Origin of the sequence: Shewanella sp. UCD-FRSSP16_17 (genome assembly GCF_001675935.1) — a bacterium.
GTDB classification, from domain to species: Bacteria; Pseudomonadota; Gammaproteobacteria; order Enterobacterales; family Shewanellaceae; genus Shewanella; species Shewanella japonica.
In genome coordinates this window covers 274,987-297,832 of the sequence record NZ_LZFV01000013.1, presented here as the reverse complement: position 1 = coordinate 297,832, position 22,846 = coordinate 274,987, and the positions used below count along the sequence as shown (strand labels likewise).

Below are 22,846 nucleotides of genomic sequence, written 5' to 3'. Positions count from 1 at the left end.
CCAATTACATTTTACTATCGAGATATTTACCAGTTTCTTTATGCCCGAAATCTGGGATCATAGTGAAGAATAGTTTAACAATTTCTTCTTTTGTCCATTCTTGTGCTATTTTCATTTTACCAATTTTTTGTTCGAATAATTCAAGTAGTTCTTTCTGATAGAGTAGATCATTTTTGATAATACCCACGTTGTCAAAGCGTGACATATCTAGCGTTTCTTTATCAGTAAAGAATTCTTCAAAATCTTTTTCGCCAGTGGTATCACTTGAAGTAAATAGACAAGGCCACTTACCTTGCGCAGGTAATGTCTTTGCTAATTCACGAGCTTCATCTTCTGTTTCGCACAAATGTGGCTCTAACCCACGTTGCTCTAAATATTTAACCGCAATATCGGCAAAAGAAATGAGATGTAACGCCTCGCTTAATTTAGGAAAGAAAATATCACGATTGTCCCCAAATATGCATGACATAAGGCAAAGTTCACCAGACTCCTGTGGCGTGACGAAATAACGTTTAATATCGTTTGGCGCGACAATAGGTTGATTCTTTTGAATACGCTGATTGAAGCCGTGTAAAAGTGAACCGTCGGAGAATGCTACGTTGGCGAAACGAGCAGTTGATATCGCAATTTGTTCACTCTTACGCATCAGAAACATCTCCATAATACGTTTAGAAGCGCCCATCATGTTCACAGGGTTTGCTGCTTTATCTGTAGATACACAGAAGTATTTTTTCACATTAGCGTCAATTGACTGTTGGATAGTTTTATCTGTATTGAATACATTTACATCAATCATTCGCATCAAAGTAAAAGGGTCTTTTTCACTACGAACATGTTTAAGGGCAGATAAGTTTAATACGTAGTCATACTGACCATCGGCTTTGATAAATGCATCATATTCGATTGAACCGATATCGAGTGCAAAAGTCTGAAAATCACCATTGATATAACCAAATGAGCTTCTGATATCTCGAACGAGTTCAACCATGTTGTTTTCACTAATATCGACAACATGGAGTTTTTGTGGGTTACGTTTAAAAATCTCTTTTGTTACAGCTTGACCTATAGAACCCGCACCACCTAAAACAAGGAATCTTGATTCTGATACAATACGCTTTAATTCTTCATTGTGAACAGTAATATCTGTTGAAAATAATTCTTTATCACGTCCAATTAATGGCAATATATTGCTCATACTATGAAATTCCTAGTTAAATTTTATTGAGTTCTTTCACTTAATAATCTCAGCCTTTAAAACCAAGCTGAGACACATTTAATCCATTTTGAGACAGCGACATTACCGCTATCTTCTATAAAGCCTCGATTTCACTGTTTTTCTAAAAACAGTCCCAATAGGCTCTATTTATACCTTTTTATATTTTATATTGCTTAATTTTCTTTCCTAACAAAATGCCTGATTAATACAATCATCACTGCTAGCATACCACCTAACATAGTGCCTAATACGCAAATTAATGCTCGTTTAGGTCCAGCCTTTTCTTCAGGTACTAATGCTGGATCGATGGTTTTAAATACATACTCTTCACGCACTTCTGCAAACATGATGGTTTTGGTTTGCTCTTCAATTAACTGATATAAAATAGTCCGAATATCTGCAACGTTGGTTTGCGCTATTTGATTTTCTAAAAATGCAGTACTTCGTTGGGCTTCTGTAACATCTCGTTGTTTCATTTCTAAATTAATATCTTCAACTAACCACTTAACCCATTGTTGGGCAACACTTGGAGACAAATGCTCTATAGAAACTTTTACCATCCCCGTTTCTTTGTCTGTGTTGATTGAAATAAGTTTACTGAACTCTTTATAGGCCTCTTGCATTGAAGGTTCAGGTTTAAATGGCGCTTTAACTTCTCTTAACCATTTGTTAGCGGAGGGATCGAAAAGTTCAGCATTATATGTAATTGAGTTATCAACCATATTCCAAGAGTCTACTGCCATTAGATCCGGAAGAATATTGTGTTTTTTAATAAACTCACTGGTAAACTTTCGCGATTTAGCCACCTCAATCGCCATTTGAGTTTTATCTACTCCGCCACCGCCACCAAGGTTTATACCTGCCATTGAGGCTAAGCCACCAAATTGCCCAGCAAGGGCGGCAAGGCCGCCACCGCCTTGTTCAGAATCAGCAGGGGATAATAACGCTTCAGACTTATAAGTATTTGGTTGACTCAACGCGAATAAAACAGAACCAATAGCGAATACACTTGTAACGGCAACAATCAGCCACTTGCCTTGCCAAATTACGCTAAAAAGCTCTCTTAAATCAATTTCATCATCATTGATATTTTGTTGATTAACATCGAAATTTGCATCTGTATAATTCTGCGGAATTTGTTTTGTCATTTTGTCTAAATAATAAAGTAGATCCTACTTATATTACCTTTCCCTCAACTTACTTTTTTTAAAAGTTAAAACCCAAATAAAGTAGTAAAAAAGTTACCTTATTTGGGTTACATGTATTTTTACATTTCCAAAAGTACTCAGCCGTTATAAACCTGAGATGGTAGCAAGTGCAACAGCGCTGTTATAGATAATTTGCGTTACCTGAGTCCATAGCGTTAGGTTATCTTTATACTCAGTATCAAGCGGCACAATGACTGTATCACCTGCTGATATTGAGGCCGTTTTACTAAACCAGAAATTCTGTTCTGGCATCATAACCGAACCATCAGCTTTTATAATGTAAGTTCTATCCTCGTCACCACGTTCGCGAGAACCACCTGACATTGATAGATACTGATTCAATGTCATACCTTCTTTAAATCTATGTGTTGCCGGATGCTGCACTTCACCCATCACAGAGACAATCTGCTTCACTGTCGGTACATAAAGCACATCTTTATCTTCTAATTGTAAATCTGCTTGCTCAATACCGACTTGAATAGCATTTAAATCAACCACTAAACGACCCAGAGCTTGGATGTTTTCAAGATCAGTTAGCATCAACTGCGCTTCTGAATAATTTACGACAGTGCCATCTTTTGAAACACCACGAGTTGCAATATCACGACGGAGTTGATCAGCTAACTTCTTTATTTCTAGCTGTTCTTGCTTTCTAACCGATTCACGCACAAAAACTGAAGCTTGCGGGAATGCATAATCAGTAAAGCCTCCGGCACGTTTCATTACATCAGCTAATGTTTCGCCACGGCGAATGTTGTACACACCGGGAAATCTTACTTCACCTCGAATTTCAACAGACTTACGCTCTTGCCATTCAGGTGTTGTTAGCACAACCAGCATATCTCTACCTTCAAGTGCTAAGTTATCTTCAGCGACTCCATTAATAGCGTTGCCAACATTAATATGTAAATGCTGTATATCAGAAATGCTAGTATCCGTTTCAGTACGGGTTAATTCCGCACGAGCCGTATATGCCCCTTCAACTAACCCCCCTGCAGAAGTAATTAAATCACTGACTCTTGCACCAACACTTAATGGATAAATACCAGAGTGTTTAACCTTACCAGTAACAGCAATAACGTTAACTTTTTCTGATACACCACTTTGCAAAGATAACTTGGTAATTATTGGGAATAATAACTCTTGGCGACTTAAAGACGAGCTGAGTTTAATAAGGTCTCTGTCTTCAAATAAATTCGATAACATTTTTGAGACTTCGTCTCCAACAAGCTTCTCTTCCTCGTCTAATTCAGCAACCGCTCCCGGCATAACCACACCACCGATGTCAGTTTTACCTAACACTGAAGATTGCTTATTCACATTCATAGATTTGAAGCCCGCTTTAAATAAATCAGTTCCAATTAAGGAGTCACTACTTAATTGTTTGATTTTTTTTGCGCGATTCAATACCAATTTATTTAATTCATATCGATTAACAGAAGAGTCATCATGATTGAACACAATCACTTTATCTCTAGCATTTAAGGTGATGTTTTGCGTTACATCTTGTTGAGCAATTGCTTTACCTGGGGAGAACTGGTGAACTTCGATTTTGCCAAATTTATCCACTTCGCGAATTACAAGTCCATAGTTCAAATCTGCTGAGATCGCTAAATCCCCCCAAATGGTTGGAATTAAATCATTAATCTTTTGTCCTTGGAACCATTGATACTTTCCAGGCCTTACCACAGCACCAACTAAAGTAATGGCATCTTCATACTGGGTAGATGCACTTTTAACTCTTATAAAGTCGCCCGGTTTAGCTTGTTTTTGCTTTGCTTTTTCTGACGTTAAATCAACATTAACGATAGTTTTTAATCCATTTTGATTATAACGTTCAATACTGCTTCTTCTAGGGTATGCACCAGGGTTAACTCCAGCAGCCATTTTGATAACGTCATTAATGGTTTCATTTGACTTAATTTCGTATACAGCAGGTCTTCTTATCTCGCCAGTAACGCTTACGCGACCGCCAACAGAAGGTATAAATACCACGTCACCAGAACGAAGGTTAATATCTTTTGATGCATCGCCATTTAGCAGTAAGTCATATAAGTCAAATGTGGCAATCAGTTTACCTTTACGCTTAACTTGGATATTTCTTAAACTACCAATTTCATTGACACCGCCTGCAACGAACAGAGCCTGAGTAATAGTCGACAAACTTGATACCGTATATGCTCCAGGTTTGTATGCATCACCAGCAATAAAGATACGAATTGAACGAAGCTCGCCCATGGTAATGTTAGATTCAATACCAATCATCTGCTTGCTAATACGCTCACTTAAATACTCGCGTAATTCGACAAAGGTTAATCCGACCACTGATATAGGACCTAACTCAGGAAATTGGATCGTCCCATCACGCCCAATAGTCAGTGTATATTCACGGTTATCTTTTCCGTAGAGTTGAACATTAACTGTATCTCCAGGACCGACTAAATAATCACTCGGAACAGGAACATCAGACACAGGAGAAAAAGTCATTGGCTCGCCGGCAAACATGTCATAACCAAAAAAAGCGAGCTCAGTCTTTTTACTATCCTGCTCAAAATCTAACTCAACGTCTTTTTCTTTAGTAGGCTTTGCAACATCCCTGCTTGGAACCTGTGACGGAGCAGAAATGCCAGTGCTTTGGCCAGCACTTCCATTTAATACAGAAGTATCTATACCATATTGTTTTGCCAGTCGTTGCTGTTCTGATGCAGGTAATGATTTAAATTGTTCAATCATTTGTGGAGACGGAGTCACCGCTTGTGTAGGTAAACTGAATAGTATTACAGCGCTCACTGCGGCAATGGCTAAACTTTTAGCTTTTTGAAACACCTTATAAATCTCCAAGTTAAGACGAACAATTTATCTTCAAACATATTGTATTTAAGACACGCTACCGACCCACGTGGCGGCCAGAGGCCTTCGGCTTTCACTAAACGAATGAAATTATTCATTCGATGTCCTTCGGACACGCTACCGACCCGCGTGGCGGCCAGAGGCCTTCGGCTTTCGCTAAACGAATGAAATTATTCATTCGATGTCCTTCGGACACGCTACCGCCCATAGATTACGGCTTCTATAGTGCCCATCGAAAATTCGATATTCATATTTGTAAAAAACAACTGACTAAAACAACCATTTTGTACTAGTTCTTTTTAGTAAGTCATCTCAATTTCGAAATGTACTATATCTTATTCTATGTTGTTTGTTAGTTGAAAAATTCAAATGACTCTAATGGACTTATTGATAGCATCATTCACTAAATCGGATGTTGCTACCTTTCTGCTAATCACACTCATTCAAAATAACAAACAAAACACCAACCAATATCTTACATCGTTAAAATGCAGGCCAAAACAATAGCGAATGTCTTACAAGAAAAATTGTCAATATCTCACCCGGCTAAAGCTTTAAAATCTATTTGCTCACTCATTCACATAAACAGCCTCTAAAGCACTTTTTTAATACTCGCTTCTTCTACTGACATGCGCTTTTGCTGCCCCATAATATTAAATAAAACGAAACAGCGCTTTTCGGCATTTTTCTCTTCAAAAATCGCTTCTAAATCCACAAACGGCCCGTCAGTAAACTTAACTTTATCGCCGTGTTGCAAACCTTTATCGATATCCGGCTTGTGTTGTTTTACTCTATTTTTAATACCTTGAATGATCCTGTCATCAATTGCTGTCATATCTTCACGACAACCAATTATCCTTGACGCACCACGAGTTGAGTGAATGCGGCTAACGCTCACTTCTGTAGGATCAAAATAGATAAATAAATAACAAGGGAATAGCGGCACTTCAACAAGCTTGGTTTTTCCTTGAGATGTTTTCTCTTCTTGAATGACAGGTAAATAACTTTCAATTTGTTGCATGGCTAAATTTTGTTGCGCACGTCTCTCATTACGTGGTTTACAATATAACAAATACCATGACTTCATCTTAATTACTCTTCATTCATCCAGTGGTGACTTCCTTTATCACCAAGCTGCAGATTTTAGCAAAGCTGGTAATGTAAAGAAATGTCTTTTGGCTTTTATGCTCCTATTTGGTGAGTTTTGATACAAAAAAATACTTTGCCGCTATGTAAACGCACATTCCAAATTGCATTCAATTTTAAATAAAACGAAATGCAAACAAAAAAGCCACCTCAAATATCAGGTGGCTTAACAATATCTAATACAATGCCTTACTAGATTTCTATCAAAATCTAGCAGAGATAAAATGCTAAACTAAATACCGTTAAAATTAGTTACTCTCTGGCTTTGGCGGAAAATTCAACATCACTTGCCCTATCGCATGATTGATAATTTCTACGCGTTCTTCAGGCGTATTTTGATCGCGAATCGTATCTGCAACACTGCCACGCCAAACCAGCTTGCCAGTTTCTTTATCAACAAAATCGATAATTAACGTGCCAACTTCATATTCGCGAACTGTTGTTTGCGTATTGATACCTGCACCGCCCCAGCCACGACGCCCATAATATGGGTAATAGCCATAACTGGTGTTGAATGTGTCAACGTTAATCTTTTTATCCACTTTGGTAAGGTAGTTAACAAGTATATCGGCGTTTTCAACGTCTACCTTAGATAAGCCTTTTTGAGTCAGCTGGTTATTCACTGCATCTCTAACACGTTGATCCATCAAACCATCAAGATGGTATGTGCTGTCTTCAGTTTTCTTTTCTACCCAAGCAAAACTTTTGTATTGGTCGAACGAAACTGCTGGATCATAATCAGAGTTCGTTTTTAATGTACTACATGCACTTAATGCTAAAACAGCTGCGGCAACGAAAAGCTTTTTCATAGTGTCTCCAAACGATAACGAGCTAAAGGCTTGTTTCATTTACGATGTAAGATGGATTCATGATTAATATTTAGCTTACCTAGGTAAGTCTTAATCATCAACCGATAATATAAACAAAATGTGTCTACACAAGCTAAATGCAACGCTTAGGCTTTCCATCGTTTTACTGATAAACAATTTAGCTAGTATCAAGTCAATTTATCCTAAAGCGGCAAACGAAGGAGCTTTAGCGTCCTGATTTAGTTTGCTAAACTGGTATTAACACCCAATGACTTCTGTTTAATATGAGAATCGATCCAAACATATCATTAGTTTATAGCACTGATGGCGGCAAAATAGACCAGCCCAAACAAGAAGAAGTAATTCCTCAAGGTGATGGGATTGTCCGCATACATAAAGACAGTAAAGGACGTAAAGGAAAAGGCGTAAGTGTAATTAAAGGCTTAGGGCTTGATGCTAAAGCGCTTAAAGCGCTAGCTCAGAAGCTAAAAAAGCAATGTGGCTGTGGCGGAACAGTAAAAGGATTCGATATCGAAGTACAAACTGACGATAGAGAAAAAATCAAGTTACTGTTAGAGAAACAAAATTACACGGTGAAGCTTGCTGGAGGTTAGAGACCTCAATAACCTTAATTTACAAATTTAAGGTATAGCTTTTATTTTTTAAAACGATTACCGCATTCTATTTTAATTTGTGAAAGGAAAACTTATGGATAGCTTACAAGGTCACCTTTTAATTGCTATGCCGTCATTAGAAGATACCTTCTTTGAACGTTCTGTTATCTATATTTGTGAACATAACGATAAAGGTGCAATGGGCGTGATGATTAACCGCCCTACCAATATTGTAATTGATGAGTTACTCGATCAAATAGGGCTAACCAAAGAGTCCGAACTGAGTTTGGATTTAGAAGGACCGGTATTGTTAGGTGGCCCTGTCGATACAGACAGAGGTTTCGTATTACATACACCACAAGAACAATGGGTCAATAGTGAGGCGATAAGCGACTTTTGTATGCTTACCACTTCACGTGACGTACTCAATGCCCTTGGCACTAATGAGTCACCATCACAATTTGTTGTGGCATTAGGTTACTCTGGTTGGAGTAAAGATCAGCTTGAACAAGAACTTGTTGAAAACACCTGGTTGACGATACCCGCCACATCAGAGTTACTATTTTGCCAAGATCATGAAGCATTATGGGCAGAGGCAACTAAAAAGCTCGGATTTGATATTTGGCAAATCTCTTCGCAAGTTGGTCATTCATAATACTCGCCACAATTGTTTAGCTAAATGTTGAACATTATTTTAATACTATTATAAGGCATTGATTTATATGCAATCAAAAACCGTTTTAGGTTTTGACTTTGGTACCAAAAGTATCGGTGTTGCTGTCGGACAAGAAGTCACAGCAAGCGCCGCCCCCGTGTCAGCCATCAAAGCTAACGACGGTATTCCTAATTGGGATGAAATAGAAGCAGTTATCAAAGAATGGAAACCTGACTTTATTGTTGTCGGGTTACCGTTAAACATGGACGGAACAGAGCAGGAAATGACTCAACGGGCACGGAAATTTGCTAACAGAGTCAGTGGCCGTTTTGGTATTAAAGTCGTCACCCAGGATGAGCGCTTAACCACTACCGATGCCAAAGCTCGTTTGTTCGAACTCGGTGGTTATAAAAAGCTAACAAAAGGTCAAGTTGATGCGGTATCGGCCGTGTTAATCATCGAAAGCTATTTTGAAAACCAGTTTCTCGAAAACTAATATTGCTGAAAACTAATAATTTGAAAATCAGGACTCAGATTAATGTTGTCTGCTTTAAAAGACCGTCAAAATAGTAAAACAATGCAATAGCAACAGAAACAGAAACAATAAAGGAGCCAAACGGCTCCTTTAATTTACTTATAACGGACAATTATAGGTATGGCTTAACCAAGTTCGCCATCATATTAATATGGGCATCATTGTCATTCAAACACTCAATATAGCGGAACTTCTTACCTCCCGCCTCTTCGAAGACTTCACGATTTTCGCCTTTAATTTCTTCTAAGGTTTCTAAGCAATCGGCACTAAACGCAGGGCACACGACAGCGATATCATTAACTCCGTCTTTAGGTAATGCTTCCATTGTTGCGTCAGTATAAGGCTGTAGCCATTTCGCTTTACCAAAACGAGACTGGAAAGTCATAACGTATTCTTTCTCGTCTAAGCCTAGCTTTTCTACCACTAATCGCGTTGTTTTTACACAAAAGCAATAATATGGATCGCCTAAATGTAAATTACGCTCTGGCATTCCATGATATGACAATACTAATTTTTCAGGTTTTCCGTTAGCATCGAAATCAGCTTGAATTGATTCAGCTAAGGCATCAATAAAAGTCGGATCGTCATGGTATGTATTAATGAAATGCAGTGCAGGAATGTAGCGCCATTTGCATAACTCTTTTGCAATAGCATCAAATGCTGAAGCGGTTGTTGGTGCTGCATATTGAGGATATAGCGGCAATACAATTACTCTATCAATTCCATCCTTGTGCATTTTTTGCAGTACAGATGGCGTTGAGGGGTTACCATATCGCATCGCTAAATGAACTGAGGCATCAACATCGTTATCTTCAAATAATTTGGCTAACTTTTGCTGTTGACGCAAACTGATATCCATTAAAGGAGAGCCTTCGTCTGTCCAAACTTCTTTGTAAAGCGCCGCTGACTTAGCAGGGCGAACACGTAAAATAATCCCGTGTAAGATGATCATCCATACTAATTTCGGAATTTCGACAACACGTGGATCTGATAAAAACTCAGCAAGATAGCGTCTTACTGCAGAAGGGGTTGGTTCATCTGGCGTCCCCAAGTTCATTAATAAAACGCCAGTCTTACCGCGAGACTTGTGACCGTCTTCTTTACTTAAACCAGAAAATTTATACAAAACTATCTCCGAAAAAAGTCATTCACCACTTTGTTGCTGAGGTTCAAACAACAATATGGTGAATTTTAGAGGCTATTAACTAACACAGTTATTGATTCCTTAGCAGCGTAATCAAACTGTAAACAAATAGTTTCAATAGCAATGAAAATTTATAAAACAGACTCTATCGCTTTTTTCATCTCTTCGCTATCCGGTTTTACTCGAGAGTTGAATTGCTGCACACTTTCGCCATCTGCACTGACTAAGTATTTGTAAAAATTCCATTTAGGTGCTGCGGTTTTGTCACCTAAATAGGCAAACACAGAATTAACATCATTCCCCCTAACTGCCGATGTCGACACCATAGTAAAAGTCACGCCATAGTTTAAAAAGCACACATCTGCAGTTTTTGCTTCATCATCTTCTTCTTGAAAAAAGTCATCTGATGGAAAGCCAATCACGACGAGGTCATCCTGATATTGTTTGTGAACCGCTTCTAATGCTTCAAATTGAGGGGTAAAACCACAATTACTGGCCGTGTTCACAATAAGCACCGGCTTTCCTTGAGTTAATTCACATAAATCAACCGTTTCTTCAGAGTGCAACTTGCGCGCTTCTACATTTAAATAGTCTGGGCAAGAATTAGCAAAAGTAACGCCGCTAAGTAATGTAGTAGATGCTAGCAGGCTTGTTATTAATAATTTGTTTTTCATAATATTCCCTTTTGAAATTCTTTAATTTTTTACAATACCTTGATGGTAAGAAGTTAGCATGAATCTTGTTATGCCAATACGGTATAAACCTGCTGAAGGTTCAACATTTGTTGAAAACATTTTAGCTAAATTTAAAACAAAAAAACCAAAGTAAACGATAGCTTACCTTGGTTTCATATTATGAATCACTGACAGGCATTCAGCGTTCAACTAATCCATGTCTAACGTGACACCATCCATAATGCCAGAACTGCTACTCTCATTATTTTGCAGTTTTATCATTAGGCGTAAATCGTTTGGAGAATCAGCATGATGCAGCGCATCTGCATAGCTGATTTCTTTTTCCAAGTATAAATCCAATAACGCTTGGTCAAAAGTCTGCATGCCCTGCTCTCGTGACTTACTCATGGTTTCTTTGAGTAAATGCAGCTCATTTTTTGCAATCAAACTCGCCACACGAGGCGTGTTGATTAACACTTCAATAGCAGCGCGACGCCCAGAGCCATCTGATTTAGGCACAAGCTGCTGAGCGACAATGCCACGTAAGTTTAGCGACAAATCGAATAAGAGTTGGTTATGCTTATTTTCCGGCACTAAATGCATAATACGGTCTAACGCTTGGTTAGCATTGTTAGCATGGAGTGTTGCCATACATAAGTGACCCGTTTCAGCAAATGACAGCGCAAACTCCATGGTTTCTTGAGTTCGAATTTCACCAATCAAAATAACATCTGGCGCCTGACGAAGTGAGCTTTTAAGCGCAGCATCAAAAGAGTCAGTGTCTATACCGACTTCTCGCTGAGTAATAATGCTTTTGCGATGGTCATGCACAAATTCCACTGGGTCTTCAATCGTTAAAATATGACCTCGAGCATGTGAATTACGATAACCAACAAGCGATGCCAACGAGGTTGATTTACCAGTACCGGTACCACCGACCATAATAATCAGACCACGTTTACTCATGACCAAATCTTTTAAAATGGGCGGTAGCTTTAAATCTTCAACTTCTGGGATTTTTGTTTCAATACGGCGCATCACACAACCAGGTGATTCACGTTGCCAAAAAGCACTAACACGAAAACGGCCTAATTCTTTAGCCGCAAAAGCAAAGTTACATTCGCGAGATTCATGAAACTCTTGTTTTTGCAAATCAGTCATTAAAGACTCTACGAAATCTAACGACTGCTCAGGCGTAAAACTGCTTTCTGATAACGGTCTTAATTCACCATCAATTTTTGCACTTGGCGGAAATCCCGCGGTAACAAATAAATCTGATGCTTTACGGTCTACCATGACCTTTAAAAAAGGACGAACATCCATCTGCTTTATCCCTTAAAAGTTAGCTTGTTTATTTGAGCTTTTAGACATCGCATCATCACGGCTAATTAAGCCACGGTTAACTAAGTTTTGTAAGCATTGCTCAAGTGTTTGCATTCCGTGCGCCATACCGGTTTGAATAGCAGAGTACATTTGCGCGACTTTATCTTCACGAATTAGGTTTCTAATCGCGGGTGTGCCCATCATAATTTCATGGGCAGCGACTCGGCCACCACCGACTTTCTTAATCAAGGTTTGCGAAATTACTGCCTGTAATGATTCAGATAACATAGTACGTACCATGTCTTTCTCACCCGCTGGGAATACATCCACAATACGGTCAACGGTTTTAGCCGCTGAAGTTGTATGCAAGGTGCCAAATACTAAATGACCGGTTTCTGCTGCTGTCATTGCTAAGCGAATGGTTTCAAGGTCACGCATCTCACCAACAAGAATGACATCAGGATCTTCACGAAGTGCACTTCGAAGCGCCGCTTCAAAACTATGGGTATGCTTGTGTACTTCACGTTGGTTGACCAAACATTGTTTGTTTTGGTGAACGAATTCTATTGGGTCTTCAATAGTTAATATGTGATCATGACGTTCATTATTAATATAATCGACCATCGCAGCCAATGTGGTTGATTTACCCGAACCAGTAGGCCCTGTAACCAATACAAGCCCACGAGGAAAACTCGAAATCTTCTTAAAGATTTCAGGTGCGCCTAATTGCTCTAATGATAAAATATCACTTGGAATGGTACGAAATACCGCACCAGCACCACGAGATTGGTTATAAGCATTCACACGAAAACGAGCTAAGTTAGGCACTTCAAATGAGAAATCGATTTCTAGATGTTCTTCATAGTCCTTACGTTGCTTATCATTCATGATGTCATACACCAGACCATGAACTGCTTGGTGGTCTAAGGCAGGTAGATTAATCTTTCTGACTTCACCATCAACTCGAATCATCGGCGAAACACCTGCTGAAAGGTGTAGATCCGAGGCATTGTGTTTTACACTAAAGGCAAGTAACTCAGTTATTTCCATGGTCAATGACATCCATTTAAACAAATAAAAACAATATGACAACAATAGCAGACCGAATATCAATCGCCCAGAGCCAAATTGCTCAAGCGGCGCAAAATTGTTCACGTAACAGTGAAGAAGTCACTTTGCTTGCAGTAAGTAAGACAAAACCTATTTCAGATATTATTGCCGCCTATGAAGCTGGCCAGCGTTGTTTTGGTGAAAACTACGTCCAAGAAGGTGAAGAAAAAGTCATTGCACTTAAGCAAGACTACGCAGATATAGTGTGGCATTTTATTGGCCCGCTTCAATCAAATAAATCACGGATTGTTGCTGAACACTTTGATTGGATGCACACTGTGAGTCGAGAAAAAATCGCTAAACGATTAAATGAGCAGCGGCCAGCAACCAAAGCTCCTTTGCAAATATGTATTCAAGTCAATATCAGTAATGAAGACACTAAGTCTGGACTGCAAGCCAGTGAAATAAACGCATTAGCAAATGCCATCAGTCAACTTCCAAACCTAACTTTGCGTGGCTTGATGGCAATTCCAACGGCTACAGATGACATTAATATGCAAAAAGCGGAATTTACCAAGCTTCAAGCGCTTTACCATCAACTGCAAAATGATTATCCAACGGTCGATACACTGTCGATGGGAATGAGCAATGACTTAGCCGTAGCCATCGCTCATGGTTCTACCATGGTAAGAATTGGAACCGCCATTTTTGGCTCTAGAAAATAAAAAAGGTTGCCGTTTCATCTTAGGCTCCTTTAGTACGATTAAATGCGTATAAGTTATGAATATTTTTTAACCTCTAGTGACTTGTAAAAAGTCACTTGCACCCAAATATATTATTTAACCGTATTTAGAAATGTCGTATGAATACCAATAACGCATTATCTGTAAACACATTAACCACGACTCACCCTACAATAAAAGCGATCTTAATTTATGACTCAAGCAAAAATCTGTTTTATTGGCGCAGGAAATATGCCTCGTTCAATTATTAGCGGACTGATTTCAAATGGATATCCTGCAGAGCTTGTGCATGCAACTAACCCAAGTGTGGGAAAGCTCGATGCGTTAAAAGCTGATTTTGGCATCCAAGTGTCTCATGACAATATTGCTGCAGCTCAAGCAGCTGATGTGATTGTGCTCAGTGTGAAACCGCAATTAATGCAAATGGTTTGTGAGCAAATGAGCCACCTAGATTTATCAAGTAAGTTAATGATTACTATCGCGGCAGGTATTCCAGCATCTCGCTACCAAGATTACTTTAAACAACCCATTAAACTCGTCCGCACCATGCCAAATACCCCAACTCAAATTGGTGCTGGCATGACAGGACTCTTTGCTGATGAATCTATTTCAGCTGCTGACAAACAAATATGTGAAACCTTAATGCAAAGCGGTGGTAAAACAGTTTGGGTAAAACAAGAAGATGAGTTAAATCAGGTCATCGCACTTGCTGGTAGTTCACCTGCTTACTTCTTCTTATTTATTGAATCTATGATTCAGCACGGCGTTAAAACGGGTCTAGATGAAGTCACTGCGCGCGAGCTTGCCCAGCAAGCTGCTTTAGGGGCTGCTCAAATGGTGGTTCAAAACCCACAGCTATCACTTGAAGAGTTACGCACTAATGTCACTTCAAAAGGTGGGACAACCGCTCAAGCAGTTGACACTTTTGAGCAAGGAAACTTACGGGGTTTAGTCGACCAAGCTATGACAAACTGCAAAAAACGCGCAGAAGAAATGGCAAAAACGTTTTAAATTAATGCTGTTTCAGCCAAACTGATGATATTCCATTACGTTTGGTAACGTATTAAGGCAATATTCAGTAAGAAATCCGATAATAGGCTTTATTAATTGATGACTTATTAACGTGATTTACTGCTAAACGAGTTATATCAGCTATTTAAAAATTGTAACAACAGGGCTCAACAAAATGAATGCAATGCAATTTCTGGTCACCACCATCTTTGACCTCTATTTAATGGTGGTCATTTTACGCTTTTGGTTACAACTCGCCAGAGCAGACTTCTACAATCCTTTTAGCCAGTTTGTAGTTAAAGCGACACAACCTATTATTGCTCCAATGCGCCGCGTTTTACCTTCAATTGGTAGTATTGACACTGCTTCAATTGCACTGGCATTTTTAGTGGTTGTGCTCAAATTTGTCACACTAGGCCTATTGGTCGATTTTAAAATCGATGCCGTTTCACTCATCATCTTGTCAGCAGTATCGGTAATAAAAGAAGCTGGAATGCTGCTTTTCTGGGTATTGATTATTCGTGCATTGTTAAGCTGGTTCAATCAAGGGCATAACCCTATTGTGATGGTAATGGATCAACTTACAGAGCCATTTTTACGCCCGGTACGTAAAATATTGCCTCCAATGGGTGGTCTTGATTTATCAGTCATGATTGTTCTGATTGCAATGAACTTTATCAATATCTTATTTGCGCAATACATTCCATATTGGAACATAGTGTAAAGGCACTCATGCTTATATGTACTTAGCACCTTTGCTTAATATAGTCAGCAATACTTAAGCAATGTTTGTAACGACTTATCAGTTAATAATTAAAGGGCTATCATTAATTAAAGGGCTATCATTAATTAAAGGGCTATAGCATTAATAAGGCCATTACTCAGCAGCAAGATGATTTGCTGCTGAACCTTTATGTTCAACCAAAAGCTAGCAGAGATACTATCGTTGGCTTGCATGGCCATGAGTTAAAAATCGCAATTACGGCGCCACCTGTTGACGGTAAAGCCAATCAACATTTAATCAAGTATCTCGCTAAATCCTTTAAAGTCAGTAAATCGGATGTAATGCTGCTAAAAGGACTTCAAGGGCGCCACAAACAAGTCAAAATAATCCAACCAAAACAGCTACCAGAGGCAATATCCGCCCTTTTGAGTTAAGCTCATTTCAGCTTTTGTACTTATCATTTTGTATCTACAACATGCACAATATAATCAGCACCTTACATTTCGAAACGATTAAAATAAGGTCGGCGAAGGGAAAATTCTCTATACTTATAAAATAAAGATTATTGTTAAGCTTATGTGCTTGCAAGCTGTTCAGTCAGTAAACACATAAGTTAATTGAGGACGTTAGTTATGTTGCGAACAATTTTATTGAGCTTGTTACTCAGCCTTACCGTAATAAGTCATGCTTTTGCTGAGCAAAAACAGCAAGTCGGAAATTTTGATATTCACTACATGGCGTTAAGCAGCACCTTTATCACGCCTAGTATTGCCAAAACCTATGGTATTGAACGAAGCAATTACAATGGCATTGTTAATATTGCAGTGTTAGATACCAGCCAAGAAGGCAACCCACCTGTTGCAGTTGAGATATCAGGGATAGCTAACAACTTACTTGATGCAAGAATCACGCTTGATTTTAAAGAAATAAAAGAAGGCAAAGCCATTTATTACATTGCGCAAGTTCCTTACCGCGACGATCAAGAAATTAATTTCAACATAGCCATAAAATATGGCAATAAACTCAATACTTCAGTCAAGTTCAAACAAAAATTCTATGTTGAATAGTTAGGCGGAGCCCCAATAACAGTCAGATATGAATTAAAGCCAATACCCTTCAGTATTGGCTTTAATTCATTTGGTCAATGGATAAATAATTTTTCCAAAGCGTTACTCTCTTGATTCAAACTATCTATCATTTGTGCCCTTAGGTATCATTAGCAAAATTTTTCTTATCAAGGTCTTTTCATGCAACAGATTGTCTTAGCCAGTGGCAACAAAGGTAAGCTTAAAGAGTTCGATCAAATGTTGGCTAAATTCAACATTCAAGTTTTACCGCAGAACCAATTTAACGTACCAGAAGTGGCAGAAACAGGAACAACTTTCATCGAAAACGCCATTATCAAAGCAAGGCATGCCGCCGAAGTGACTGGCAAGCCAGCCATTGCTGATGACTCTGGTCTTGAGGTGGATGCATTGCAAGGTGCACCTGGAATATACTCAGCAAGATATGGCGGTGAAAACGCTACAGAAAAAGACAGATACTTAAAATTACTCAATGCTCTTGAGGGTCAATCAAACCGCAATGCACGTTTTCAATGTGTACTGGTTTATATGCGTCATGCAAAAGATCCAACCCCTATCGTTTGTCAAGCTGCATGGGAAGGACAAATTAGTATTGCGCCACAAGGCGAACAAGGTCATGGCTACGATCCTGTATTTATTCCGCATGGTTTTGACTGTTCAGCAGCAGAACTGACTAGCGAGCAAAAAAATCAATTAAGCCACCGTGGCTTAGCCTTGGATTTGCTAGTAGATGCATTAAAAGCGAAAGGAATTATTTAATTAGTATGCTGACGCTTCCTCCGTTAAGTCTTTATATTCACATCCCTTGGTGTGTACAAAAATGTCCTTATTGTGATTTTAATTCCCATGGGCAACATGGTGAGTTACCGCAGCAGCAATATGTCGATGCGCTATTAGCCGATTTATCTCTAGACTTACATTACGTGCAAGGCCGTAAGCTTCATAGCATTTTTATTGGCGGTGGCACGCCATCATTATTTGAGGCTTCGCAAATCAAACGTATTCTTGAGGGCGCTAAATCTCAAATAGGGTTTGAAGACGATATTGAAATCACAATGGAAGCGAATCCTGGCACCTTAGAACATGATGACTTTGCCGCCTATCAAGCAGCTGGAGTGACTCGTTTATCCATAGGTGTTCAAAGCTTTTCAAAAGATAAACTCAATTTACTTGGCCGTATTCATGATGAAAATGAAGCCGTTACTGCTGCAAATACGGCGTCAAATGCAGGTTATCAAAGCTTTAATTTAGATCTTATGCACGGCTTACCCAATCAAAGTTTTGATGAAGCTATGGCAGACATTGATACGGCGGCCAACTTAATGCCGCCTCATCTTTCTTGGTATCAATTAACTATTGAGCCCAATACGCTATTTCACTCGAAGCCACCACAACTACCTGATGACGAAAACCTTTGGCATATCTATGAGCAAGGGCAAAAGAAATTAGCACAGTTAGGTTACGAGCAATATGAGATTTCAGCTTACGCCAAACCAGGTTTTCAGTGCAGACATAATCTTAACTATTGGCAATTTGGGGACTATCTGGGTATCGGTTGTGGCGCACACGGTAAAATCACCCAAGTCCAACAAGATACGATTATCCGCACCGTAAAGATTAAACACCCTAAAGGGTATTTAGCGACTGATAACTTTACCTTTGAGACGAGCGTTGTCGAGCATGAAGATAGGGCTCTGGAATACTTAATGAATAGGCTCCGTTTAATGACCCCTATTCCAAAAGCAGAGTTTGAACAGCGAACAGGGTTATCTCATACAGTGCTTAATGATGGAATGAAAAAGTCTATCGAACGTGGTTTATTAACTGACTCTAGTACGCATTGGCAATTAACCACCAAAGGGCATATGTTCGTGAATGATCTTTTGTCGCAATTTATCGACTAGCTTCACTAACCTATTCCTGTAACAATACAGCTGTTCTCAAAGCTGCACATATTAAAGCCACTACAACTACAATTAGTGGCTTTTTTATTCCATTATTACTTTTATAGATCATGACGAAAGCACGCTAAATCCCTCTTGATCGCATTCAGCAACAATTAATACACAATTGCTAACATTTCACTTTACCCTTTTTTATCCTGCTCTATTAGGATAACTATCAATATTGCTAGGGCCTGTTGCTCTTTCAAGGTTGTTTTTGCAGCGAATTGTTGACCATTTATGCAAGGAAGAGACTTTGTGGTGTAGTTATTCTACATAAAAAGTCAATAACGCAGTAAAAATGGCCAACAAACGCTGCCCAAAGGGGTCGAGTAAAAGCGTTTTACTCTTTGTTGGATGAATTTTGCTTAGATGACTAGGCATCAATCCATCCGCCTCAATTAAAACGCTTTTATTTCGAACAAAAGTTAACCAGCAAAGATCAACAGGCCCTAATATTGACTCTATTTCACTAAGTTAACGGACATTTTATGCGACTAAAAACAAAAACGACACTTATAGCCGTAGCCCTATCAAGCCTTTTATCGACTTCAGTTATCGCTCATGGAACTCACGGACAAACGGTAATGAGCCCAACTGAATCAACTAAAAAAGCGACCACTGAATCAGAAAAAGCCAATGAGCTATTTGAAAACATTTTCATGGAAAATGTCATGTCTAGCCCTATCTCTCAAACCTATATGCGTATTAAAAAAGATTACGACAAATGGGGTGATTTTAGTGAAAAGGCGCAAGACGAAGACTTAGCTCGTGCCAAAAAGCACTTAGCACAACTAGATAGCATAGATGTTAGCAAACTCGATGAACAAACTGCACTAAGCTACAAGCTAATGAAGCAAGGTTTAGAGCAAGATATCGCTGATGATAAATGGCGCCACCATACTTACCCAGTCAATCAAATGTACGGTAGCCATACCTTCATTGCGACCTTCTTAATCAATCAACACCAAGTTGCCAGTGTAAGCGATGCAGAAGCCTACATCAGTCGTTTAAACGGCGTTAAGCTTGCCAGTGAACAACTCGTCGAAGGTTTAAAACTTCGTGCTGATAAAGGGATTATCGCACCTAAGTTTGTATTCCCTTATGTCATATCTGACAGCCAAAATATCATTACTGGTGCTCCTTTTAGCGATATTGAAGAAAAAAGCACGCTATGGGCTGATATTAATAAAAAGGTTGCCGCATTAGATGCACCACAAGCGAAAAAAGATGAGCTACTTGCAGATGCTAAACAAGCATTACTGACCAGTGTTCAACCAGCATATACCAACCTTATCGCCTACCTTAATGAGCTTGAGAAAAAAGCTGATACACGTGATGGTGTCTGGAAGCTACCTGAAGGTGATGACTTTTTTAATATGCGTTTAAGTCGTGTGACTACCACTGACATGACCTCAGAAACTATCCACAAGCTAGGCTTAGCGGAAGTCGCTCGTATTCATGACGAAATGCGTGCAATTATGAAAAAGGTGAAATTTGACGGTAACTTGCAAGAGTTTATGGCCTTCATGCGTGATGATGATCAGTTTTACTACCCTGATACAGCAGAAGGTAAAACTCGCTACATGACTGAAGCTAAAGATCTTATCGACAACATGGAGTCACGCCTTGATGAAGTCTTTAACATCAAACCAAAAGCTAAACTAATCGTAAAACAAGTCGAAGCCTTCCGTGAGAAATCTGCAGGTAAAGCGTTTTATGATGCACCTGCACCTGATGGCTCTCGCCCTGGTACCTACTACGCAAACTTATACGATATGAAGGCCATGCCAACTTATCAAATGGAAGCATTGGCTTACCATGAAGGTATTCCTGGTCACCATATGCAAATTGCTATTGCTCAAGAACTAGAAGGCATTCCGAAGTTCAGAAAATACGGTGGCTATACTGCATATATCGAAGGTTGGGGCTTATACACTGAGTACTTCCCTAAAGAAATGGGCTTGTATGCCGATCCTTACTCTGACTTTGGTCGCTTAGCAATGGAATTATGGCGAGCTTGTCGTTTAGTCGTTGATACGGGTATTCACTCTAAAAAGTGGACGCGTGAACAAGGTATTCAATACTATGTGGACAATACACCTAATGCGGAATCTGACGCTATCAAAATGGTAGAACGCCATATTGTAATGCCAGGACAAGCAACGGCATACAAAGTTGGTATGATAAAAATTCTAGAACTACGTGAAGATGCTAAAAAGCAATTGGGTGATAAATTTGATATTCGCCAATTCCACACACTGATCCTAGAAAATGGCCCTGTACCGCTAGAAGTATTAGAAGCGAAAGTAACTGACTGGGTAAATGCCAGTAAGTAACAACTCGCTGACTGCTTTCTTTCAAGACAAAAAAGCCACTGATATCAGTGGCTTTTTTATATTATCTAATTCACATTCAAGCCGTTGGCTGAATAAATAGATAGCTTTATATTCTGGGTTAGGAATATAGGAAGAATCTAGTCACTCAATCTCACATTAGCAGCTAATGTAACAAAGTAAGACTATTTGAAATCAACACCCTAACACTGTAGCTAGGTTATTTTAGATAAAAATAACCCCAGCACAAAGTCTGGGGTAAACCAATATAAACTAGGATGATGGTTTCAAAGCCGGCATTGTTCTAATTTTAAAACCGTTGCCAGCAGTGATTCAAAACTTGCGAAGTTGCTGGTTTGCACATTTTGATGAAAAGGGGTCATTTCTCAACAAGATGCGTGACTCAAACCATTCCGAATCAACTGAAATCTATTGTATTGATTTAAGAACATAGTTCAAGTCGTACCGTTTAAATTGTTTTAGCTACAAAACAAAAAATACACTGTACATTTTTCAAACACAAACAATTAACCACCTGTTTTTTAATGAAAAATAAAAAAGCCGCACAATAATGAGCGGCTTTATTTTAAATTTCGAACAATGTTTCCATATATTCTTACGTAATTTAACCCTTATATGCGTATTTATTTACGTAATTTGTATAAGTGATCAAATTTAGCATCCCAGTATGGCGTGCTACCAATGTGCCCCTTAATAAAGTCAATGAATGCGCTGACTTTTGGTGCAAGATGTTTACGACGAGGGTAAACCGCTTGAAGTGGTAAGTTATTGGTTAACTGCCAATCAGGTAGTAAAGGAACTAAAGTCCCTTGCTCAATTTCGTCTTCCATGAGGTAACTTGCAAGATACGCAATGCCTAAGCCGCTGACAGCGGCGGATTTAAGTGCAGGTGCATTATCAACACGGAAGTTACCAGAAACACCGATCTCACAGTAATCTTCACCTTTCTTGAACTGCCACATACTGTGTTCATGCCACTCACCTTGATATACAAGACAGTTATGATCAACTAACTGTTCTGGGCGAGAAATTGTGCCATGTTGAGCAATATACTCAGGTGATGCAGCTAAAAGGAACTGACACTTCATTAAAGGACGTGCCACCATGCCCAAAGGTAATTGCTCAGACATAGTTAATAGTAAATCTAACCCTTCGCTGACCACGTCAACCTTATGATCCAATAAGCTAACCTGTAGCTCTAACTCAGGGTGTTTAGCCATAAACTCAGGTAATGCAGGGATAATATGCATAGTACCGAACGACTGCGAAATACCTACTTTCAATACACCACGAGTAGCATCATTAAGATTGTGCACACTCGCCACGGCTTGCTCTGCATCTCTTAGCAGCTCTTCACCTTGGATATAAAGTAAGTTCCCGGCCTCAGTAAGACTCAAACTACGTGTAGTACGTTGAATAAGTTGAACCCCAAGTTTATGTTCAAGATCAGCAACCTGAGTACTTACTTTGGATTTAGATATACTCAGTCTTCTCGCTGCAGCGCTGAAACTACCAGCACGGGCAACATGAGTAAAAATAGCAATAGGTTCTAACAGTTCTAACATTGGAGTCGCCTTACGCTGTTTACGACATTAAAAATAGTTTTTGGTATGCAAATAACTGTAACTTGCCCGAAACAAAACTGAGCAAAAATCAGTCAGGAATGCAGTGTAAAAATAATACACAGAACACCAAAAAAGAAATTAAATACAGATAATCCGTTATCTTGAATAACCAACCAAAACTAAAACAATAAGTT

Annotated in this window: 21 protein-coding genes; 11 read left to right on the top strand and 10 right to left on the bottom strand. The window is 39.0% G+C overall.

The features are described 5' to 3' along the window. Positions 1-4 precede the first annotated feature (4 nt). The 5 genes from A9267_RS10380 to A9267_RS10360 form a co-directional block, all read right to left on the bottom strand. Positions 5-1,195, bottom strand: a complete 1,191-nt coding sequence (locus tag A9267_RS10380) for a UDP-N-acetylglucosamine 4,6-dehydratase (RefSeq protein ID WP_065109092.1) — start codon at positions 1,193-1,195, stop codon at positions 5-7. A 194-nt stretch (positions 1,196-1,389) separates the two neighbouring features. Continuing rightward, positions 1,390-2,364 carry a Wzz/FepE/Etk N-terminal domain-containing protein gene (locus tag A9267_RS10375; protein WP_065109091.1) on the bottom strand — a complete coding sequence of 325 codons (975 nt, stop codon included), beginning with the start codon at positions 2,362-2,364 and terminating at the stop codon, positions 1,390-1,392. Positions 2,365-2,508: 144 nt separating this feature from the next. Then, the gene (locus tag A9267_RS10370; RefSeq protein WP_065109090.1) at positions 2,509-5,250 is read right to left on the bottom strand and encodes an SLBB domain-containing protein; all 2,742 of its coding nucleotides are present in this window, start codon (positions 5,248-5,250) and stop codon (positions 2,509-2,511) included. Positions 5,251-5,866: 616 nt separating this feature from the next. Further along, a complete protein-coding gene (gene rfaH, locus A9267_RS10365; protein ID WP_065109089.1) occupies positions 5,867-6,361 on the bottom strand; it encodes a transcription/translation regulatory transformer protein RfaH in 495 nt (164 codons plus the stop codon). A gap of 307 nt (positions 6,362-6,668) precedes the next feature. Beyond that, positions 6,669-7,229 carry a DUF4136 domain-containing protein gene (locus A9267_RS10360; RefSeq protein ID WP_055026334.1) on the bottom strand — a complete coding sequence of 187 codons (561 nt, stop codon included), beginning with the start codon at positions 7,227-7,229 and terminating at the stop codon, positions 6,669-6,671. Between the two features lie 284 nt (positions 7,230-7,513). Here A9267_RS10360 and yciH point away from each other — a divergent pair, with 284 nt between their 5' ends. The 3 genes from yciH (at position 7,514) to ruvX (ending at position 8,994) form a co-directional block, all read left to right on the top strand. Further along, positions 7,514-7,843, top strand: coding sequence for a stress response translation initiation inhibitor YciH (yciH, locus tag A9267_RS10355; RefSeq protein ID WP_065109088.1), 330 nt, complete (start codon positions 7,514-7,516; stop codon positions 7,841-7,843). Positions 7,844-7,937: 94 nt separating this feature from the next. Continuing rightward, positions 7,938-8,498, top strand: coding sequence for a YqgE/AlgH family protein (locus tag A9267_RS10350; RefSeq protein ID WP_065109087.1), 561 nt, complete (start codon positions 7,938-7,940; stop codon positions 8,496-8,498). A 67-nt stretch (positions 8,499-8,565) separates the two neighbouring features. Continuing rightward, a complete protein-coding gene (gene ruvX / locus A9267_RS10345; RefSeq protein WP_055026337.1) occupies positions 8,566-8,994 on the top strand; it encodes a Holliday junction resolvase RuvX in 429 nt (142 codons plus the stop codon). Positions 8,995-9,145: 151 nt separating this feature from the next. Here the strand turns inward: ruvX and hemH are convergent, their stop codons facing one another. From hemH to A9267_RS10325, 4 genes are all read right to left on the bottom strand, one after another. Continuing rightward, positions 9,146-10,159, bottom strand: coding sequence for a ferrochelatase (hemH, locus tag A9267_RS10340; protein WP_065109086.1), 1,014 nt, complete (start codon positions 10,157-10,159; stop codon positions 9,146-9,148). Positions 10,160-10,308: 149 nt separating this feature from the next. Further along, positions 10,309-10,851, bottom strand: a complete 543-nt coding sequence (locus A9267_RS10335; protein ID WP_055026339.1) for a glutathione peroxidase — start codon at positions 10,849-10,851, stop codon at positions 10,309-10,311. A 210-nt stretch (positions 10,852-11,061) separates the two neighbouring features. After that, positions 11,062-12,174 carry a PilT/PilU family type 4a pilus ATPase gene (locus A9267_RS10330; RefSeq protein ID WP_065109085.1) on the bottom strand — a complete coding sequence of 371 codons (1,113 nt, stop codon included), beginning with the start codon at positions 12,172-12,174 and terminating at the stop codon, positions 11,062-11,064. Between the two features lie 12 nt (positions 12,175-12,186). Beyond that, positions 12,187-13,224, bottom strand: coding sequence for a type IV pilus twitching motility protein PilT (locus A9267_RS10325; RefSeq protein WP_055026341.1), 1,038 nt, complete (start codon positions 13,222-13,224; stop codon positions 12,187-12,189). A 35-nt stretch (positions 13,225-13,259) separates the two neighbouring features. On the opposite strand from A9267_RS10325, the gene A9267_RS10320 reads away from it, so the two are divergent. From A9267_RS10320 to A9267_RS10285, 8 genes are all read left to right on the top strand, one after another. Beyond that, complete coding sequence (locus A9267_RS10320) at positions 13,260-13,949, top strand: YggS family pyridoxal phosphate-dependent enzyme (protein ID WP_065109084.1); 690 nt, start codon at positions 13,260-13,262, stop codon at positions 13,947-13,949. 210 nt (positions 13,950-14,159) lie between these two features. Further along, positions 14,160-14,978: a pyrroline-5-carboxylate reductase gene (gene proC, locus A9267_RS10315; RefSeq protein WP_065109083.1), complete on the top strand. Its 819-nt coding sequence runs from the start codon at positions 14,160-14,162 to the stop codon at positions 14,976-14,978. A 175-nt stretch (positions 14,979-15,153) separates the two neighbouring features. Further along, positions 15,154-15,702, top strand: coding sequence for a YggT family protein (locus A9267_RS10310; RefSeq protein WP_065109082.1), 549 nt, complete (start codon positions 15,154-15,156; stop codon positions 15,700-15,702). Positions 15,703-15,842: 140 nt separating this feature from the next. After that, complete coding sequence (gene yggU / locus A9267_RS10305) at positions 15,843-16,136, top strand: DUF167 family protein YggU (protein WP_065109081.1); 294 nt, start codon at positions 15,843-15,845, stop codon at positions 16,134-16,136. A gap of 198 nt (positions 16,137-16,334) precedes the next feature. Then, on the top strand, positions 16,335-16,769 hold the full coding sequence (locus A9267_RS10300; protein ID WP_055026346.1) for a DUF4426 domain-containing protein: 435 nt from the start codon (positions 16,335-16,337) through the stop codon (positions 16,767-16,769). A gap of 180 nt (positions 16,770-16,949) precedes the next feature. Continuing rightward, positions 16,950-17,546 (top strand): RdgB/HAM1 family non-canonical purine NTP pyrophosphatase, encoded by a 597-nt coding sequence (rdgB, locus tag A9267_RS10295; RefSeq protein WP_055026347.1) that lies wholly within the window; start codon positions 16,950-16,952, stop codon positions 17,544-17,546. Between the two features lie 5 nt (positions 17,547-17,551). After that, complete coding sequence (gene hemW / locus A9267_RS10290; RefSeq protein ID WP_065109080.1) at positions 17,552-18,691, top strand: radical SAM family heme chaperone HemW; 1,140 nt, start codon at positions 17,552-17,554, stop codon at positions 18,689-18,691. 530 nt (positions 18,692-19,221) lie between these two features. Next, positions 19,222-21,069 carry a DUF885 domain-containing protein gene (locus tag A9267_RS10285; RefSeq protein WP_065109079.1) on the top strand — a complete coding sequence of 616 codons (1,848 nt, stop codon included), beginning with the start codon at positions 19,222-19,224 and terminating at the stop codon, positions 21,067-21,069. A gap of 641 nt (positions 21,070-21,710) precedes the next feature. Here the strand turns inward: A9267_RS10285 and A9267_RS10280 are convergent. Beyond that, on the bottom strand, positions 21,711-22,652 hold the full coding sequence (locus tag A9267_RS10280; protein ID WP_055026350.1) for a LysR family transcriptional regulator: 942 nt from the start codon (positions 22,650-22,652) through the stop codon (positions 21,711-21,713). Positions 22,653-22,846: the final 194 nt, after the last annotated feature.

Excerpts from the sequence above, each read along its gene's own strand:
- A9267_RS10380 (WP_065109092.1), bottom strand. The coding sequence starts at position 1,195 with ATGAGCAATATATTGCCATTAATTGGACGTGATAAAGAATTATTTTCA.
- A9267_RS10375 (WP_065109091.1), bottom strand. The coding sequence starts at position 2,364 with ATGACAAAACAAATTCCGCAGAATTATACAGATGCAAATTTCGATGTT.
- rfaH (WP_065109089.1), bottom strand. The coding sequence starts at position 6,361 with ATGAAGTCATGGTATTTGTTATATTGTAAACCACGTAATGAGAGACGT.
- A9267_RS10360 (WP_055026334.1), bottom strand. The coding sequence starts at position 7,229 with ATGAAAAAGCTTTTCGTTGCCGCAGCTGTTTTAGCATTAAGTGCATGT.
- yciH (WP_065109088.1), top strand. The coding sequence starts at position 7,514 with ATGAGAATCGATCCAAACATATCATTAGTTTATAGCACTGATGGCGGC.
- A9267_RS10350 (WP_065109087.1), top strand. The coding sequence starts at position 7,938 with ATGGATAGCTTACAAGGTCACCTTTTAATTGCTATGCCGTCATTAGAA.
- ruvX (WP_055026337.1), top strand. The coding sequence starts at position 8,566 with ATGCAATCAAAAACCGTTTTAGGTTTTGACTTTGGTACCAAAAGTATC.
- A9267_RS10335 (WP_055026339.1), bottom strand. The coding sequence starts at position 10,851 with ATGAAAAACAAATTATTAATAACAAGCCTGCTAGCATCTACTACATTA.
- A9267_RS10330 (WP_065109085.1), bottom strand. The coding sequence starts at position 12,174 with ATGGATGTTCGTCCTTTTTTAAAGGTCATGGTAGACCGTAAAGCATCA.
- A9267_RS10325 (WP_055026341.1), bottom strand. The coding sequence starts at position 13,224 with ATGGAAATAACTGAGTTACTTGCCTTTAGTGTAAAACACAATGCCTCG.
- A9267_RS10320 (WP_065109084.1), top strand. The coding sequence starts at position 13,260 with ATGACAACAATAGCAGACCGAATATCAATCGCCCAGAGCCAAATTGCT.
- proC (WP_065109083.1), top strand. The coding sequence starts at position 14,160 with ATGACTCAAGCAAAAATCTGTTTTATTGGCGCAGGAAATATGCCTCGT.
- A9267_RS10310 (WP_065109082.1), top strand. The coding sequence starts at position 15,154 with ATGAATGCAATGCAATTTCTGGTCACCACCATCTTTGACCTCTATTTA.
- A9267_RS10300 (WP_055026346.1), top strand. The coding sequence starts at position 16,335 with ATGTTGCGAACAATTTTATTGAGCTTGTTACTCAGCCTTACCGTAATA.
- rdgB (WP_055026347.1), top strand. The coding sequence starts at position 16,950 with ATGCAACAGATTGTCTTAGCCAGTGGCAACAAAGGTAAGCTTAAAGAG.
- hemW (WP_065109080.1), top strand. The coding sequence starts at position 17,552 with ATGCTGACGCTTCCTCCGTTAAGTCTTTATATTCACATCCCTTGGTGT.
- A9267_RS10285 (WP_065109079.1), top strand. The coding sequence starts at position 19,222 with ATGCGACTAAAAACAAAAACGACACTTATAGCCGTAGCCCTATCAAGC.
- A9267_RS10280 (WP_055026350.1), bottom strand. The coding sequence starts at position 22,652 with ATGTTAGAACTGTTAGAACCTATTGCTATTTTTACTCATGTTGCCCGT.